We start from the raw sequence: 17,397 nt of genomic DNA on the forward strand, positions 1-17,397 counted from the left end.
ACGGCGGGGATGCTGGAAATGAAAGATCAGTTTGCTGATCGTGTTACGACTGCTGTTGCCACTGTTGCAGCTATAAATCCTGCATGGCTTCCGCATTTGGAAAAGGTTCTGTCTATCGGCCTTTCCAGCCTCGGCATTATCTGGCTGATCGTCCAGATCTTCTATAAGATTAAGAATGGCAAATGACATAAGGCCCTGAGATGTATTTCTTAGGGCCTTTTTTTGTGCCTGGGTTTGGATAGGTTAGCCGTTGCATAGCGGAACAAAGCGAAAATCGCGAATTGGCTAACCTTAAATTTATGCAATGATTTCAATTGTTGGTGCAGTCCCTCCGGGACTGCGACTAAAAGTTGATGCAAAAACACACCGTTTGATCAGTTATTTAGGTATCTGAATTGCTTGGCACGCGCTGATAGATTAAATGCTTGAAATCTCTCCGCCTTCTTTTTTGCGGATGACCAGCTGTTCACGCATGGTCCGATTGCCTAGTTCTGTGAGTTCCAGAGTTTGTTTGTTCTTAATGTCCGACTTAACCAATATAAGTCCAAATGCTTCAAGTTGAGATTTAATGGTCGCTTTTTGTAATTCAGTTATGCTTGTTTTCATTTCCCGTTTTCGCTCGGGTAATAGTGAAACTAGCGCGTTCTTTATTACAATATCATCACTTACGCCCTTGATGTGCGAGGCGATAGAAATAAATAATGATCGCCATGTGGTGATAATTAATTGAGAATGATCTTCCTCATAGTCAGAGGCGTAATTCCAGTTCTTTATTTTCATTGAAATACTAATTTCTTCATCAAGTGAAGCAATGTCGTCGACTTTGAAATTTGGAACAGGCTTTAAATCTGATAAAAGCGACTTTAAATTATTATTTTCTTCTAATAGTTCATTATTTCTTAGAATGACGTCGGAGTTTGCGATACTATCTCCCCTAACCCAACCAATCTGAGGGTAATTATTAAATGCATGCACCAATGCCTTTATTATCTGAGCCTCTAATTTGTCATCCGAACTCCACTCTCGAACTAGCCTGCCTCGCATCACTTTTTGCCTAAAAGCTGATAGCGCTGTTCTTTTGTCCTCATCAGTATCGCTGTGGTTAAACGGCTGCGTTTCCGGTTGACTATGAGGGAAAGCTAGAACAAATTTTCCTTGCGAAACAGCGTAATCATACTCTTGTTCAGTGTAGCTTACTCCATCTGTCATGCTACCGTACATGTTCGCCATGATAAGGACGTAGTAGTCGCATTGGTCAATGATTTTTTTAATGTATTCAAGCTGGTCTGTATCGGTGGCTGGAAACATTTCCATACCGGCTGGGATGTGCTGTAAATCTAAAATGCCTTGAATAACCATTCGCCGTTGTTTCGCGAGGTCCTTAAACGTGGAGGATACAAAAACTTGGTATTTTTTGTCAGACATTATGCACCGCAATTATTTCGATTATATCAGGCTTCTATTTAATGAGTTGTTGATCATAAATTCCATTTAATTGGAATGGGCATCATCAAAATAACTATTGTTAACCGACTTCGGAACGCAGGTATGGCCATTAGTTTTGAGATCATAAGTCAGTGATTCACGAAGTAAATTTCAGAAAGAAGCCGATCAACTTCGAGATATGTAATCTCTTGTTTCTTCCTAAATGACGAATTTGTAGTTCGCCGTCATATTGGAAGGCTTAACTGATTTTGAGCGTGAAAGTGTGGGCGCAATTGGTTTTTGAGTATTAGCTTGTCTGGAAAAATTGAAGAGAAAACCGTTCCAATTTCTGATGTTTTCGCATCCCTATTAACATGTCAAAAGTTGGAACTGTGATTGCTTTTTTGATAAAGCTTCCCGACTTCTAAGCCGTAGGCAGCACGTTCGGCTTCTCCGGGACGCTTGTCTGATCCCGAAAAAGCGTTGCACCGGGGTTGTCGGACAATTAAATAACTGCTTGTTCGTTCTTGCTGGATAGCTGAGTTATAAATCAAAATTCGTAAATTCTGTGAATGGAGACAGAGCGCTACTTTAAGGATAAATGATTCTATGCCAATTATTTCTTATGAGCGTATCTGACAATTTCCGAGCTTTTCGATCCAACTACTTAATCCCTGCAGATACTATTAGTAGTATTTCCTATCGCTATAGGCGCATTACAAGGCAGTTGAACCGGGATTTTTGGTCCTCTGAATCTGATAATGCACACAGCCTTTATGTCGGTTCTTACGGAAGAGACACCGCAGCAAAAGGGGTTAGTGACTTGGATGTCGCATTTCTCCTGCCAAATTATTTAATGTCAAGGTATTCTAGTTATACATCCAACGGCCAATCGGCCTTGCTACAGCAAGTAAGAGCGTCGCTCCTGAAAACTTATGGAACCACACGAATAGGTGGCGACGGTCAAGTGGTGGTTATTGGATTCGATGATGGAATTACCTTTGAAGTACTTCCAGTTTTTAATAATATGGTCGGAACCTATACGTTCGCTGACAGTAATAATGGTGGGAGCTGGAAAACGTGTAACCCACGTGCAGAGATGGATGCATTTTTAGCGCGCAATCGCGCAACGAATGGAAACCTCAAGGCTCTTGCAAGGATGGCTAGAATTTGGAAGCGCCGTCATTCCGTTGGTATTTCTGGAATGCTTATCGATACACTAGCTTATCAGTTCATTGAAACGTGGGCACACAAGGAAAGATCATATACGTATCACGATTGGATGGTGAGAGATTTCTTCAGCTACTTAGGTAACTTGGACCGGAATCAGCAATTCTGGAGGGCGCCCGGCAGTGGAGCCAGCGTAATGAAGACAGGAAATTTTCATTATCAAGCTAATAGATCTTACAGCGACGCTGTAAGTGCTATAAGTTTGGAAATGAATGATTATAAATATACTGCGCGATTGAAGTGGAGAGAAATTTTTGGCCCCACATATCCGTGAGTCTAATCAATTTGCACTAGAAGGACAAATTCGCGAGTGCTTTGGTAGGATAGTTTACTCACATAAAACTCATGAAAAGCAAGCAGATATCTGTGCCAATACGCTTACCAGATTTAAGATAGCGCAGATATTAATTGCCGCCGTAACTACGTCTGGCACGATTGCAGTTGTTGTTATTGATGACGTATTGCTGAAAATCTTGACTGCGTTGGTATCAATGATTGGATTGTTTGTGTCTGGATATATGAAAGGGTTCGATCCGGGAGCTGCTGCACAGAAGCATCGGGATACTGCCGCTGATCTGTGGGCTATCAGAGAGTCTTATCTTTCGTTACTAACTGATCTTTCAAGCAGCGCTCTCTCAGAAGATGAAGTGCGTGAGCGCAGGGATGCGCTGCAACTGTCGTTGGCTGCAATATATAAGTCGGCGCCCGGAACAACATACAAAGCCTATTGTAAGGCTCAAGCGGCATTGCAAATTATGGAAGATTATACGTTCAATCCCGGCGAGATTGATAAATTCCTTCCTTCAAGCCTAAAGTCACAAAAGAACTCAAATGGTTGATTTTATCTATCCTTAAATCTTCACGATATTTTGCGGCCCTACAAGCAGGAGACAATGATCCGTAATAGTGAATTTCAAGTGCCTGCACAGTCATCAACATGAGACTAGTGTTCAAGAAGTCATATAATGCCTATCGTGGGGCTTCCTCTAACAAGGCTTCTTGTTACCCGACGCGTTACCCGAAGTGGCCTTAACGGTACGTATCTAAAATGTATTCTAACTATATAATTGAATTTATTATAAAAAATGGTGCCGCTTAGCAGACTCGAACTGCTGACCCCATCATTACGAATGATGTGCTCTACCAACTGAGCTAAAGCGGCAAGGAACAAGAGTTCCTAACTCCGGTGGGAGTATCGATTGTTTTCAAATCGAACGCTGCGCTGATAACCAAAACCGTAAAGGAAAGCAAGGCCCAAAACGTGCAATCTTGATGTTTGTCTCAGACCTTGCCTTATAACGTTAAAATGAGTGCTATTATCCGTTCGTGCAAATGCGAGCACGCGCTGCAATATATTCACGTTCAAGTTTGTCAACAAGCTTACCTGCAGGCGTAATCTCTTTCACAGCACCAATTCCCTGTCCGCACCCCCAGATATCTTTCCACGCTTTTGCGCCTTCCTGCTGGGCCTTTTCGAAGTCCATTTTCGATGGATCTGCTTCGGGAAGATGATCCGGATCAAGGCCGGAGCCCGCTATGGATGGTTTAAGATAATTACCTGAAATACCTGTGAAATAGTTCGAATAAACGATGTCTGAAGAGTTTGAATCGACAATCATCTGTTTATAGCCATCAGAAGCGCGGGACTCCGTAGTCGCAATAAAGGGAGAGCCGATATAGGCAAGGTCTGCGCCCATGGCCTGTGCAGCGAGAATTGCGCCACCATTGGCGATTGCGCCGGAAAGCAGCAGCGGTCCGTCAAACCATTCGCGGATTTCCTGGATGAGTGCGAAAGGCGAGAGCGCCCCTGCGTGGCCGCCAGCACCTGCTGCAACAGCTATAAGGCCATCTGCACCCTTGCGGATGGCGGAATTGGCATGACGATTGTTGATAACGTCATGGAGAACGATGCCGCCATAGGAGTGAATTGCATCATTTACTTCCGGCACAGCACCCAGTGATGAAATAACGATGGGGACTTTGTATTTCACGCAGAGGCCAATGTCGTGTTCAAGCCGTTTATTGGAGCGGTGGACAATTTGATTAACCGCAAAAGGTGCGGCAGGGCGATGCGGGGTTGCCGCATCATGAGCGGCAAGATTTTCGGTAATCTCGGCCAGCCAATCATCAAGCTGGGCTTCGGGCCGTGCATTGAGCGCGGGAAAAGAACCGACAATACCTGCCTTGCATTGCGCCAGCACCAAAGCCGGATTTGAGATGATAAACAGTGGCGCTCCGACCACGGGAATGCGCAGCCTGTTTTTCAAAATATCCGGCAATGCCATTTTATCCTCCAAAAATTGACGTTTGCGTAAACGTAATAGTTTTAACATGGCTTTCGCCAACCACAACATGAAAATTTGAATGGATATAAAGGGCTGCATAAGGCGTGAAATGGTGGTTTTTCCACCAAAGGTTGGGGGAAAATACGTCTTAAAGTTAAGAATTGGTATCTTTGACAGGTGTTGCGGGTAGCCAAAATGGGTTCAGAACAGGTAAATGCCTTGATTCAGACGTTAATTTCGCTGAGGCTTATCTAATATTACCGTATCTAAGGACTCAGGTAGAATACGCAAACTCGGAATATGAGAACCCAGGAAGAACGGCCCTTTGGAAAGTATCGAACGCGCAATCAGAAATGCATTCGCAAAGTCGGATGCACATAACCCTGCCACCCGTCAGCGTATCTACGAAGCGGCCTGGGGCGCGCATGAGCGCGCGCTGGTGTCCAATTCAGCGCTTAGCGAAGAGCAGAGGCAGCAGCGTCGTCAGAAGGTGAAAAATGCGATCTCGGAAATAGAAGCCGAGTTTAAGTCTTCTCAGGCCGCCAGTGCTATGCGCGAGCCAACGCTGGAATCGCCTTATTCCGCCGACCCTGTGTTGGATGGAGGCGATTTTGACGCTGGTCCCGCGCTCGATACTGCGGACATTCGTTCGGCATCCAAAAAGAACAAGCGTGCATCGGCCGATCTTGGTTATGAAGCGGGTGTTTCGCGCAAAGACCGCAAGAAAAAGCGGCGCTCGCCGTTTTTGAGTTTCGGTGTTCCAGTGCTGGTCATCGTTGTGCTGGGACTGATCGGCTTTTCGCTCTATAACAGCTTTGCTGATTTCACACGCGGCGGCAGTTCAAGCCCGCTTCTGACAGACAATCGTATGGCTCCGATCAAGGAAGGTGAAGATCCGGAAGGACGCATCTGGATCAATATTTTTACACCCGCCGATGCAACGCGGATGTCAGTGCAGGGCGGTGCCACGGCTGAAATCATGCGCGAAGGCACGAACAGCTTTGCGCGGCTTCAGTCGAAGGGCCCAAATGACAGCGTGACGTTTGATGTGGGCGAGGGCGTGCTCAGCCAGCTTGCAGGCAAGAAGGCAACGTTTGACATTGTTGCCCGCAGTGAAGATGGCAAGCCAACACAAATGTCGGTCAATTGTGATTTCGCGGGTCTCGGCGATTGCGGACGCCGACGCTATGACGTTCGGGATTCTGTGAGCGACTTTCTGTTCGACCAGGATTTTGCGAAGGCTGAGGCCGGTGGTCGCGCAGGCAAGATTACCATCAATTCCGATCTCAGTGGCGCAGGCAAGCCTGTTGATATTTTTGCTATCCGCGTCACAACGGCTGTTGAGTAATCAGCTTAACAGTTTTTCCAGCGTTTCAAGCCGATCCGCTTCGCGCGGCGGCTTGTCCCAGCGCAGCCGAGAAAAGCGCGGAAAGCGCATGGCGACACCAGACTTGTGACGGCTGGAGCGGTTGAGGCCTTCAAAGGCAACTTCCACCACCAATCCATGATCGGGCTCGGCCCGAACGGACCGCACCGGACCAAAGCGCTCAAGCGTGTTTTCGCGCACAAATTTGTCGAGAAGTTTTAGCTCCTCATCGGTGAAACCGAAATAGGCTTTTCCGACCGGGACGAGAGCGGGATTTTCTTCCGGTCCTGTCCACACGGCGAAGGTGAAATCTGAATAATAGCTTGAGCGCTTGCCATGCCCACGCTGTGCATAGACCACAACAGCATCGACTGTGAATGGATCGCGCTTCCATTTGAACCATGGGCCCTTTGGGCGTCCCGGCACATAGGCGCTGTCATGCCGTTTGAGCATAAGCCCTTCGATCACCGGATGCGGTGGATTAAGACGCAATTTCGCGAGTTCATCAAAGTTCGAAAATTGAAGGACCGGCGACAGATCAAAGCGTCGTTTATCAAGCTTTTCAACGAATTGAGTGAGCCGCGCGCGTCGTTCTGAGAAGGGCAGTGCGCGCAGATCTTCACCAGATTGCTGCGTGCCCTCGTGCAAAAGATCATAGGCGCGGATGAAGGCCGGATATTCGCGGAGCTGTTTGGCTGTCACCGTTTTGCGATTAAGCCGCTGCTGTAAATCGGAAAATGTCGCAGTTTCTAGACCCGTTTCGCCATGGTGGCCAACAAGCAATTCGCCATCAATAGAGCCTTCGAAATCCATGGCCTCCAGCACATCGGGAAAGGCGGAAGAAATATCGTCGCCGGTGCGCGAATAAAGCCGCCGCACACCGTTTTCTGCAACGGCCTGCACGCGAATTCCATCCCATTTCCATTCGGCGCTATAGGCAGATGGATCAAGCGAGGGAATTTCGACCTCATCCAGCGCCGTTGCCAGCATGACGGGTCGGAATGGTGCGTCGGCAGTGGCGGCAGGCTTTGGGCCATGACCCTCAAGCCATGCAAAAAGTGCCGTGAAGGGCGGCGTCTGTCCGTGCCAGAGTTCTTCGATTTCCACCACATCCACACCGCCAAAATCTGCCAGTGCCTGCTTGGCAAGACGGGCGGAAACGCCGATGCGCAAGCCCCCGGTCACAAGCTTCAAAAGCGCATAACGCTCTGATATGCCAAGCAGATCGAGCCAGCCAGCCACAAGCTGCGGCCCCTCACGGCGTGAGGCGTTTTGCAACTCATGCACGACAACGCTGAGCGGCAGGTTGGCACCCGCAGGCGTTTCTCGCGGACCGGGCCAGATCAGCGAAATCGTTTCGGCAAGATCGCCGACATAATCATAGGAATAAGCAAAAAGCGTAGGGTCCGTGCGCTCGGTAATCAGTGCGCGCAGCATAGCAGGCTTGACGCTTTGCAATTCCAGATCGCGGGTGATGGCTGAAAGTGCAAGGCCACGATCAGGATCAGGTGTGGTGCGGAAATAATCGATCAGCAGTCGCAATTTGCCATTGCGCTGGGGTGTGAGGACAAGGCGGTCGAGAAGTTCAGCGAAAGCACGCATCAATCGCCCTCATCTTCGTAGCCGATAAGATGGAGCGGGCGCGCTGGGATATTTTGCAGCTCGCACCAGCGCACCAGCGCTTCTTCGCGCCCATGTGTCACCCAGACTTCCGCAGGTTTTATCTCGCTGATGGTTGTGGTCAGCTCGTCCCAGTCACAGTGATCAGATATGATGAGTGGCAGTTCGACACCGCGTTGCTTTGCGCGCTGGCGGATACGCATCCAGCCCGATGCAAAGGCGGGTAGTGGATCGGGGAAACGTCGTGCCCAGCGATCGGCAAATGCGGAGGGTGGGCCGACGACGATCTTGCCAGCAAAATCGGGCGCAGCTTCACCACGTTCGAGCGTTGCAGGTTCCAACCGACCAAGATCGATCTCTTGTGTGCGATAATAATCGCAGAGCTTTTGCAGGCTGCCGTGAATATAGATTGGCTCGTCATAACCCGCATCGCGAATGAGTTTTATAACGCGCTGCGCTTTGCCAAGCGAATATGCCCCCACCAGATGCGCGCGTTCAGGAAATTGTGTGAGTGATTTCAGCAAAGTTGCAATTTCATGCGCCGCTTCGGGATGACGAAATACGGGCAGCGCAAAGGTCGCTTCGGTGATAAAAACATCACAGGCAACAGGCTCAAAGGGCGCGCAGGTTGGATCGGCAGCACGTTTATAATCGCCTGAAGCGACAATGCGCGTGCCATCTTTTTCGACTGCAATTTGTGCGGAGCCAAGCACATGGCCTGCCGGATGAAAGCTGACGGTGACGCCGTTTACATTTAGCACTGCGCCTAAATCGGCCGATTGTGTGCTGCCTGCAAAATCTGCACCATAGCGGATTGCCATGATGTCGAGCGTCTGTTGCGTCGCAAGCACATGAGCATGTCCGGCACGCGCATGATCGGAATGTCCGTGGGTGATCAGCGCGCGATCAACAGGCCGCACCGGATCAATGTAAAAATCGCCGGGCGGGCAATAGAGACCTTTGGGTGTGGAACGCAGCAACTGATCATAGCGCATGATTTATTAGATAGGTCAGTAACTTCCCGCTGAAAAGAGCGCGCAAAACGAACTTCTCACAAAATGAGAACAAAAGTGAACAAATCTCTTGGCGAGACGCCTCGTGAGCACTAGATTGAGTGCGTGACACTGAACCTGACACCCACTTCTAAGGCCGCTGCCTTTCACTTGCCAGACTGTTTTATAAAATGGTTTGCGCAAAAGGGCTGGTCGCCGCGCGCGCATCAGCTTGAATTACTATCGCGCGCCGAGCAGGGGCAATCGACACTGCTGATTGCGCCAACGGGGGCGGGCAAGACGCTTGCAGGTTTTCTGCCTGCGCTGGTCGATCTGGAGCGGAGTGGCAGCAAAAAGCCTGGTATGGCAAAGCGCGGTGTGCATACGTTGTATATCTCGCCTCTAAAGGCGCTTGCGGTCGATATTCATCGAAATCTGACCATACCCGTCGAGGAAATGGGACTCGACATCACGATTGAGACCCGGACGGGTGATACACCCGCACATAAGCGTCAGCGTCAGAAACTCGCACCGCCTGATATTTTGCTCACTACGCCGGAGCAATTGGCTTTGCTTATTGCCTCTAAAGGGGCTGAGCAGTTTTTCAAAGGCCTGCGTTATGTGGTGCTGGATGAACTGCACTCGCTGGTTATCTCAAAACGCGGTCATCTGCTTGCGCTGGGGCTTGCGCGTCTGCGCCTTCTGCAACCGCAAATGCAGACAATCGGTTTGTCGGCGACTGTGGCGCAACCTGACGAGTTGCGTCGCTGGCTGGTCGAGCAGGATGATACAGAGCCGAAATCCGGTCTGGTTACGGTTGATGGCGGGGCCAAACCCGAAATTACTATTCTCGATTCAGAGGAGCGGGTGCCGTGGGCGGGGCATTCGTCGCGCTATGCGATCCCGGATATTTATGAGGCTGTCCGCACGCATCGCACGACGCTGCTGTTCGTTAACACGCGCAGTCAGGCGGAGATGCTGTTTCAGGAGCTTTGGCGTGTCAACGAGGACACGCTGCCGATTGCCCTGCATCACGGCTCACTCGATGCCAGCCAGCGCCGCAAGGTGGAACAGGCGATGTCGGCGAATACTTTGCGCGCTGTCGTTGCCACCTCAACGCTCGATTTAGGCATTGACTGGGGCGATGTCGATCTTGTCATTCATGTCGGCGCACCAAAGGGCGCAAGTCGACTTGCGCAGCGGATCGGTCGCGCCAATCACCGTATGGATGAGCCGAGCCGTGCCATTCTGGTGCCTGCCAATCGCTTCGAGGTGCTGGAGTGCCGTGCGGCGCTCGACGCAAATTATCTTGGCGCGCAGGATACGCCGCCGCTGATTGATGGCGCGCTGGATGTTCTGGCGCAGCATGTGCTGGGCATGGCCTGTGCCGAGCCCTTCAACGCCGACCAGCTTTATCGGGAAGTACGAAGTGCAGCACCTTATTCCAGTCTCTCACGCGAAACCTTTGACCAAATTCTCGATTTTGTGGCGACCGGCGGCTATGCGCTCAAGACCTATGAGCGTTTTGCTAAAATCCGCAAGACTGTTGATGGCACATGGCGGGTTTCAAACCCGCGCATCGCGCAGCAATATCGCCTGAATATTGGTACGATTGTCGAAGCGCCGGAATTAAATGTCCGGCTGACGCGTGGCGGCAAGGGCGCAAATGCGAGAGGCGGTCGTGTGCTGGGCCGCATTGAAGAATATTTCCTCGAAACGCTGACACCGGGCGACACATTTCTGTTTGCGGGCAAAGTGCTGCGGTTTGAAGGCATTCGTGAGAACGAATGCATGGCTTCCAACGCTGCCGGACAGGATGCCAAAATTCCCGTCTATGCAGGTGGAAAATTTCCGCTTTCCACTTATCTCGCATCTGAGGTGCGCGCCATGTTGGCGGATCGTTCGCGCTGGCAGTTCCTGCCGGAACAGGTGCGCGAATGGCTGGAAGTGCAGGCGTTTAAATCCGTTCTGCCGCGAGAAGACGAGTTGCTGATCGAAACGTTCCCCAAAGGCGGGCGTTTCTATATGGTCGCCTATCCGTTTGAGGGCAGGCTGGCGCATCAGACGCTTGGCATGTTGCTGACCCGCCGTCTTGAACGCATGGGCGCGCATCCGCTCGGCTTTGTCGCGACCGATTATTCGCTGGGGCTTTGGGGCCTCAAAGACATGGGTGCGATGATTGGTTCTGGCAAATTAAGCCTCAAACAGCTGTTCGATGAAGACATGTTAGGGGACGATCTCGAAGCATGGCTTGATGAAAGCTATCTCCTGAAGCGCACCTTCCGCAATTGTGCCGTGATTTCGGGGCTTATCGAGCGACGACATCCGGGGCAGGAGAAAACGGGCCGTCAGGTGACGGTTTCGACTGATCTGATCTATGATGTGCTGAGAACCCACGAACCGGACCATATTTTGCTACAGGCAACGCGTGCCGATGCGGCAGCCGGGCTTCTCGACATCAAGCGTCTTGGCGACATGCTGGCGCGTGTGAAGGGCCATCTGCTGCATAAGCCGCTGGCGCGTATTTCTCCGCTGGCGCTGCCTGTGATGCTTGAAATCGGGCGCGAGCGCGTGGCCGGTGAGGGCGATGATATGCTGCTTGAAGAAGCAGCCGATGATCTGATTAGAGAAGCAACGCAATGAGTATAGCAGTCTGGGGAAATGGTGAGGCTTATAGTCTGGCGCATGCGGAATTGTGCGGCGTTGCGACGATCTACGATCCTTGCGGCGCACTCTTTCTGCCGGACCTCGATATGCTGGTGGTTTCGGATTTGCATCTTGAAAAGGGCTCGTCTTTTGCCCGGCGTGGACAGCTCATTCCGCCTTATGATACGGCTGCCACACTCGACATGCTGGCTTCGGTCATTGCGCGCTATCAGCCGCGAACCGTTATCAGTCTCGGCGACAGTTTTCACGATGCAAAGGCCATCGAGCGTCTCCCATCGTTATATGCGATCCGTCTTAAATCGTTGATGGAACGCCGCGACTGGTTCTGGATTACCGGCAATCATGACCCTGATCGCCCAGCCGATCTGCCCGGCGATTGCGTTGAGGAACTTGCAATCGGGCCACTTACTTTCCGGCATGAACCATCGCGCATAGAGGCGCAAGGTGAGGTGGCAGGCCATCTTCATCCGGCAGCGCGGATCATCCGGCGAGGGCGGTCGGTGCGGCGTCCATGTTTTGCGAGCGACGGCGAAAGGCTGATCATGCCTGCATTTGGTGCTTATACGGGCGCGCTCAATGTGCTGGATCGCGCGTTTCGCGGGCTGTTCGTTGATGCAAGCTTGCGTGCCTATATGCTGGGGCAGGGCAAAATTTACCCGATTGCGCATAGTGCGCTGGTTGGTGGTTAGTCTTTTCTGAAAAGAATTCGTCCGGCCCAACCGGTGAAGACAGCTAAAAACACGGCAAATAAACCGTAATAGAAGCTGTATTTGTGCGCTGCATCATAGATGCTTTGCTCGACACCGGCTTTCACAATTTCAAGGCTGGCATTGGCTTCGCGCAGGAAAACACCGTTGCGAAATAACAGCGCTCGCGCCTTATGACGCCCCACCGGAACATTGGCAGAGAGGTTCAGCGTTGCACGAAACAGGGTGCGGGAGAGAAATTCAACACCGCCGATGCGCTGACTGTAAAGGCCTTGGCGGATTTTCATTTCGCGCAGTTCATTACCAAAGGTCAGGATATTTCCTGAAAGGCTCGCCGGATCTTCGGGCCTGAGATAAAAATTACGAACGCCGACCGAAAGCTGGCGGTATAGCTTGTCATCTGCGATGTCCTGAAGATTACGCGTCGAAGCGAGCGAATAGGACAGTGGCACGCCAAGAAATGTTTCAGAATCTGCATTGACCCAGACACCGAGATAACGCTCCTTCTTGCGCACGACGAGATCGCGGGATGGGCCTTGTAGCACGACGATAATGTCATAGCGCCCCTGACGCTGGATCACTGGGTCGGCATTGTCGAGTGCGCCGAAAATGGTAAGGTCTGTACCGCCAAAATTAGAAGTGATGGCAATTGTTTCGGTCGAAAGACCGATCTCAATTGTCTCTTCGGCCGGGTTTTGCAATTGCGGCACAGTATTTCCATCGCCGCTTGAATTGATCTGCGCAGATGCCGGAAATGCTGCAAAGCTGAATAACACAACTGATATGAGCGCGAGTTTCCTCATGTCACATATCCGCAATCGAGATCGAGAACAGATTGTCGGGCCGTACGAACAGGCCGAAAGCAAGGCGTAAGCCCACGGCAAGCACCAGCAAAGCCAGCAGCAAGCGTAACTGTTCGCCACGCAGCTTCTGTCCTGCGCGTGCGCCATATTGCGCACCGATCACGCCGCCAAGCATCAGCAGGAATGCCAGCACGATGTCGATTGACTGGTTGGTCGTCGCCTGCATCACCGTGGTGAAAGCCGTGACAAAGGTAATCTGAAACAGCGATGTACCAACGACAACATTGGTCGGCACATGCAGCAGATAAATGAGCGCAGGCACCATGATGAAGCCGCCACCGACACCCATCACGGATGACAGAAGGCCGATGAAGAAACCAATTCCAAGCACCGGAATGATGCTGACATAGATTGTTGAAGCGCGGAACCGCATCTTGAAGGGAAGCTTGTGTATCCAAGTGTGCTGGCCGGGGCGGCGAATGGCACCCGCCTGTCCCTTTTTCACGCGGCGCAGCGCGCGCACGCTTTCAACCAGCATCAATCCGCCGACCGTGCCTAAGAAGAAGACGTAGAGGATCGAGACGATCAGGTCGAGCTGTCCGAGATCACGCAACCACGAGAAAACGAAAATACCGAGGAGCGATCCCAGTATACCGCCGGCGACCAGAAACAGCCCGAGTTTTATATCAAGCGTTCGCCGTTTGAAATGCGCGAGAGCACCTGAAACCGACGAAGCGATAACCTGATTTGCGCCGGTTGCAACGGCAATAGCGGGCGGGATGTTATAAAAGATCAGCAGTGGCGTGATGAGAAACCCGCCGCCCACGCCGAACAATCCCGATAGAAAGCCCACGGCTGCGCCCATGCCGAGCAGAACCAGCATGTTGACCGACAATTCCGCAATGGGAAGGTAAATACCCAATTCCGAACCCGGTTTTTTACAACGCACACCATTCAGCACTTTGCGGTCGCGCTATGCCGCAAGAGCTGTATTAGAGCGTGTCCGGTCTGATAAAATCAGATCGGCGCTCTAATCTTTTGTTTTAACGCGCATCTTTTCCTAAAAACCGTCTAACACTTTTCAGGATGCGCTCTAACCTGTTCAATTGTCTTGCTCTTTCACCAAGGGGAAGTCAAACTCCGATTGAGAATAGAGTTACTTTGCTGAATGATGGGTGAAGAAAATGGCACATTGTTGTTTATGAACAACAATGTGGAATGCCAATCCTATGCATTGGGCCCAAAACTGAGGCCTATTTGTTCTTTTCGAGCAGGAGCTGCACGAGTTGCTGGTTGACTTCGCCGGTCGGCTCCTGCCCATTGGCTTTCTGAATTTCCGCGATCGCGTTGCGGGTTCTGTTCCCCATCACGCCATCGGCTGTGCCAACATCATAGCCGTTTTTTTGCAGGATGAGCTGGATATTGCGAACAGCTTTTTTCATATCCACAGAAGCCGTTGTGACAGGCTTTTCGTCTGACCAACCTTCAGGTATGTCGAGCGAATTGGCGTCCGGATTAAGCGGCTTCGCCTTCCAGAGTTCCACTGTGCCTTTGGCACGCTCAAGCTTCTCAGGCGTCAGTGCGGCGCCAATCTGATCACGCTTGTCGGCTGCGTCCTTGTCTCCAGCCTTTGCCGCAAGTGCAAACCACTTGTAGCTTTCTTCGAGGTTAACCGGCATTCCAAGACCTTTGGCAGCCAGAATTCCCAGATTATACTGGCTGTCCTTGACGCCCCGTTCTGCCGCTTCGGTAAACCAGTGTACAGCCGATGCATTGTCCGGCGAGCCGCTGGCACCCGAAGCATAAAGCACAGCCAGATTGTGCATGGCGCTGGCATTGCCCGCTTGTGCTGACTGCTGATAAAAATCGATGGCTTTGGCGAGATTACGGGAGATGCCAAGCCCCTTTTCATTCATGTTCCCAAGGCGATAAAGCGCAGGGGCAAAGCCTTTTGAAGCCGATTTTTCAAACCAGTTTGCCGCTTGCGTCAGGTCTTTTGTCACGCCCTGACCTTCCGCATAGCGATTGCCGATTTCAAACAAGGCGCGAGGATCGCCCGCAGCTGCTGCTTCACGCAACGCGGCAGGGCCAGCATCCACAGGCACATCTTGTGTTGTTGCTTCAGGTTCCTGAGCTACAGCCGTATCGGGAATAGCCTGTTCCTGTGGTTCGGTCGGCGCCTGCGGCGTTAAAAGATTGCTTTCCTGCTGTGGCTTGGCAATTGTTGTCTCAGGCGCAACCATTTCCGGCATGGGCTGCATGGTTGCTGGCGCAGGCTCAGAAGCAGGGGCGAGGGAAGCTGTGGTCGCTTTATCGATTTCCGGCGCTGCTGTTTTTGCAACAAGCTCGGCCTGCTCTTTGTTTTCAAGAAAAGCAGCACCCACCTGCAAACCAGCGATTGCCATCATCACCGCACCCATTGCCATCAGGATCGGCTTGCGCTGACGGGTGAAGAGACTGCTGATCGATCCCTTCTTTTCTGCTGCTGCTTTTTCGGAGCTTTGTTCAAGCTTGCTCGATTCGTCGGCAGCTTGCTGTGCCGCACGGCGCGCAACGCTGATCAGGTCGGCTTTGCCGCTTGGTTTGGCTTTGGCGTCGTCCTGTTGGTTGCGCTCTTCGCGCACGCGCTTCATGATCGTGTTCAGATCAAGCAGGCTGTCATTATCGGGCTGAACAGAATCAAGTGATGCGCTTAGTTCCGGTTCCTGCCGTGTCTTTGGTGAAAGCGTGTGCGGCGCCAGTGTTTTGGGTGTCAGTTTTGCAAGCTTTTCCTCACCATGCGCTGTATCGGTTGCAGCTTTTTCAGCCGGCTTGGTTTTAAGCGTTGGGAATGCATTTGCTGCCGTAGAATACGGATTTGCAACGGGCTTGGACTTGGGCGACGTGTCGGCGTTGATGACGATCTGCTGCTCAAGGGTAGTCAATCGATCAACAACTTTGACCAGCGTCTCATGTACGATGTCGAATGTCCTGGCATTGCGCTCGTCTGCATTGCGCGCGAGCGCTTCAAGCGACTTCATATCGTTGGCAAGCTGGAGGGCAATCGCGGTGTCGTGCTGCGAACCGTGCTTTAAAACACTGGCAACGGCGGCTTCGGCGGCTTCTCTTGCCGCATCCAGCACCGTTTCGCGGTTGTTCACAATAGCATGTTCGATTGTATCAAGACGCGGCTTTAATTCTTCAAATTCTGCCGATGGTCTGGCAAGCTGGAGGGCAAGATTTGCGATCTGGTTTTCGAGACCGCGAATGGCTTCGCTTTCAGCAAACGAAGATTCGTCGACATGTGGTGTCTGCAGAAGGCTGAGTGAAATCTGCTGCGATATATCGTCGAGCCGTCCTTCAAGCGTATGCAAAACACCGCCATCGGCGTAGTGGCTTGCATATTGCGCATCCAGTCGCTTGGTCAATTCCTTAAAGCGGTTATCGATCTTTTCCAGAAGGCCAGGGTTTGGATCGCGCGTCCATTTCTCAACCACTGCAAGCTTTTCACCGATGGCCTCAAGTCGCGCATCGACGCTGTCATAATCGGACTGATTCAGATTTTCCATAACCTTGCCGACCTGATGGGCAAGGAGATTGATCTGTTGTGCCAATTGCTCAATTGTATTTTCGGGCAGATGCGCCTCTTGGCTTAAAGCATCAATACGCTGCGAAAGTTCGCCGAGACGACGAAACAGCATATCGGCATTCTGTGCGGCGTCTGAACTGTCAAGCTGCTGGGCCAGCTCCGTAAGGCGGCGTTCAATGCGCTCCAGACGCATTGCTTCTTCGTGATTGGAGTGCTGGTGCTGATTGGCTGCAATGACGCAGCGACTGATATCATCCAAACGCTGGTCAATCTGGCGCAGTGTGTTGCGTTCCAACGATGATGTGCGTGGTTCGTCGCGCAGTTCTGCAAAGCGCGGTGCTGGCTGGCTTGCAAAATGTCCTGCTTCGCTCTTTTCCCTTTCGAGACGCCGCAGATGGTCTGCAATTTCTGCAAGACCTTCAATGCGATTATCAGGGCGTTTATCGGGCACAACGGCGCGTGGGCGAGGGGCCGCTTCTCCAAGGTTGGCCAGGCGTTTTTCAAGTTCAGCCAATGTGTTGCTTAGCTCGTCCAAGGCACTTTGTTTTGGGGCAACGGGTGCTGCATGACGCTCACGCAGGGCGTTGAGTTCATCGATGATGGAACGAGAACCGGATGCCTGATGTGTGTTTGCCATGTGAAATTCACTTTTCAAAAACAGTCGAAATTACGGGCCGAATTCACGAATAGGTCGACATAATGATTTGCTAAGTTCATTTTCTTACAAACGTAGT

General features: G+C 51.4%; 13 protein-coding genes and 1 tRNA gene. 6 read left to right on the plus strand and 8 right to left on the minus strand.

Annotation, left to right across the window (positions count from 1 at the left end; all coding sequences use genetic code 11):
• Positions 1 to 18 precede the first annotated feature (18 nt).
• Entirely contained in the window at positions 19 to 186 is a 168-nt protein-coding gene (locus ABE530_RS04195) for a hypothetical protein (RefSeq protein ID WP_499693694.1), read from the plus strand.
• A gap of 231 nt (positions 187 to 417) precedes the next feature.
• On the opposite strand, the gene ABE530_RS04200 is transcribed toward ABE530_RS04195, so the two are convergent.
• A complete protein-coding gene (locus ABE530_RS04200; protein ID WP_499693695.1) occupies positions 418 to 1,425 on the minus strand; it encodes a DUF4062 domain-containing protein in 1,008 nt (335 codons plus the stop codon).
• Between the two features lie 625 nt (positions 1,426 to 2,050).
• On the opposite strand from ABE530_RS04200, the gene ABE530_RS04205 reads away from it, so the two are divergent.
• Positions 2,051 to 2,929 (plus strand): SMODS domain-containing nucleotidyltransferase, encoded by an 879-nt coding sequence (locus ABE530_RS04205; protein ID WP_499693696.1) that lies wholly within the window; start codon positions 2,051 to 2,053, stop codon positions 2,927 to 2,929.
• Complete coding sequence (locus ABE530_RS04210) at positions 2,910 to 3,494, plus strand: SLATT domain-containing protein (protein WP_499693697.1); 585 nt, start codon at positions 2,910 to 2,912, stop codon at positions 3,492 to 3,494. The genes ABE530_RS04205 and ABE530_RS04210 overlap by 20 nt, the downstream gene beginning before the upstream one ends.
• 247 nt (positions 3,495 to 3,741) lie before the next feature.
• On the opposite strand, the gene ABE530_RS04215 is transcribed toward ABE530_RS04210, so the two are convergent.
• Together ABE530_RS04215 and ABE530_RS04220 are read right to left on the minus strand one after the other, a co-directional pair.
• Positions 3,742 to 3,817, minus strand: a tRNA-Thr gene (locus ABE530_RS04215).
• 154 nt (positions 3,818 to 3,971) lie between these two features.
• Positions 3,972 to 4,940 carry an NAD(P)H-dependent flavin oxidoreductase gene (locus ABE530_RS04220; protein ID WP_499693698.1) on the minus strand — a complete coding sequence of 323 codons (969 nt, stop codon included), beginning with the start codon at positions 4,938 to 4,940 and terminating at the stop codon, positions 3,972 to 3,974.
• A gap of 325 nt (positions 4,941 to 5,265) precedes the next feature.
• On the opposite strand from ABE530_RS04220, the gene ABE530_RS04225 reads away from it, so the two are divergent.
• Complete coding sequence (locus ABE530_RS04225) at positions 5,266 to 6,288, plus strand: hypothetical protein (protein ID WP_499693699.1); 1,023 nt, start codon at positions 5,266 to 5,268, stop codon at positions 6,286 to 6,288.
• On the opposite strand, the gene ABE530_RS04230 is transcribed toward ABE530_RS04225, so the two are convergent.
• Positions 6,289 to 7,908, minus strand: a complete 1,620-nt coding sequence (locus tag ABE530_RS04230; protein WP_265985778.1) for a cisplatin damage response ATP-dependent DNA ligase — start codon at positions 7,906 to 7,908, stop codon at positions 6,289 to 6,291.
• Positions 7,908 to 8,921, minus strand: a complete 1,014-nt coding sequence (locus ABE530_RS04235; protein WP_499693700.1) for a ligase-associated DNA damage response exonuclease — start codon at positions 8,919 to 8,921, stop codon at positions 7,908 to 7,910. Before ABE530_RS04235 ends, ABE530_RS04230 begins: the two co-directional genes overlap by 1 nt.
• Positions 8,922 to 9,044: 123 nt before the next feature.
• Between ABE530_RS04235 and ABE530_RS04240 the strand changes: the two genes are divergently transcribed.
• Both ABE530_RS04240 and pdeM read left to right on the plus strand, forming a co-directional pair.
• On the plus strand, positions 9,045 to 11,561 hold the full coding sequence (locus ABE530_RS04240; protein WP_499693701.1) for a ligase-associated DNA damage response DEXH box helicase: 2,517 nt from the start codon (positions 9,045 to 9,047) through the stop codon (positions 11,559 to 11,561).
• Positions 11,558 to 12,274 (plus strand): ligase-associated DNA damage response endonuclease PdeM, encoded by a 717-nt coding sequence (gene pdeM / locus ABE530_RS04245; protein ID WP_499693702.1) that lies wholly within the window; start codon positions 11,558 to 11,560, stop codon positions 12,272 to 12,274. Before ABE530_RS04240 ends, pdeM begins: the two co-directional genes overlap by 4 nt.
• Here the strand turns inward: pdeM and ABE530_RS04250 are convergent.
• The 3 genes from ABE530_RS04250 to ABE530_RS04260 all read right to left on the minus strand — a co-directional run bounded on the left by ABE530_RS04250 (position 12,271) and on the right by ABE530_RS04260 (position 17,300).
• Entirely contained in the window at positions 12,271 to 13,095 is an 825-nt protein-coding gene (locus ABE530_RS04250; RefSeq protein WP_499693703.1) for a TIGR02186 family protein, read from the minus strand. The genes pdeM and ABE530_RS04250 overlap by 4 nt on opposite strands.
• Position 13,096: 1 nt before the next feature.
• Entirely contained in the window at positions 13,097 to 13,978 is an 882-nt protein-coding gene (locus ABE530_RS04255) for a sulfite exporter TauE/SafE family protein (protein WP_396998447.1), read from the minus strand.
• 370 nt (positions 13,979 to 14,348) lie between these two features.
• A complete protein-coding gene (locus tag ABE530_RS04260) occupies positions 14,349 to 17,300 on the minus strand; it encodes a peptidoglycan-binding protein (protein WP_499693704.1) in 2,952 nt (983 codons plus the stop codon).
• Positions 17,301 to 17,397 lie beyond the last annotated feature (97 nt).

The sequence above is a fragment of the Brucella sp. TWI559 genome, assembly GCF_039674265.1.
Lineage (GTDB): Bacteria > Pseudomonadota > Alphaproteobacteria > Rhizobiales > Rhizobiaceae > Brucella > Brucella chromiisoli.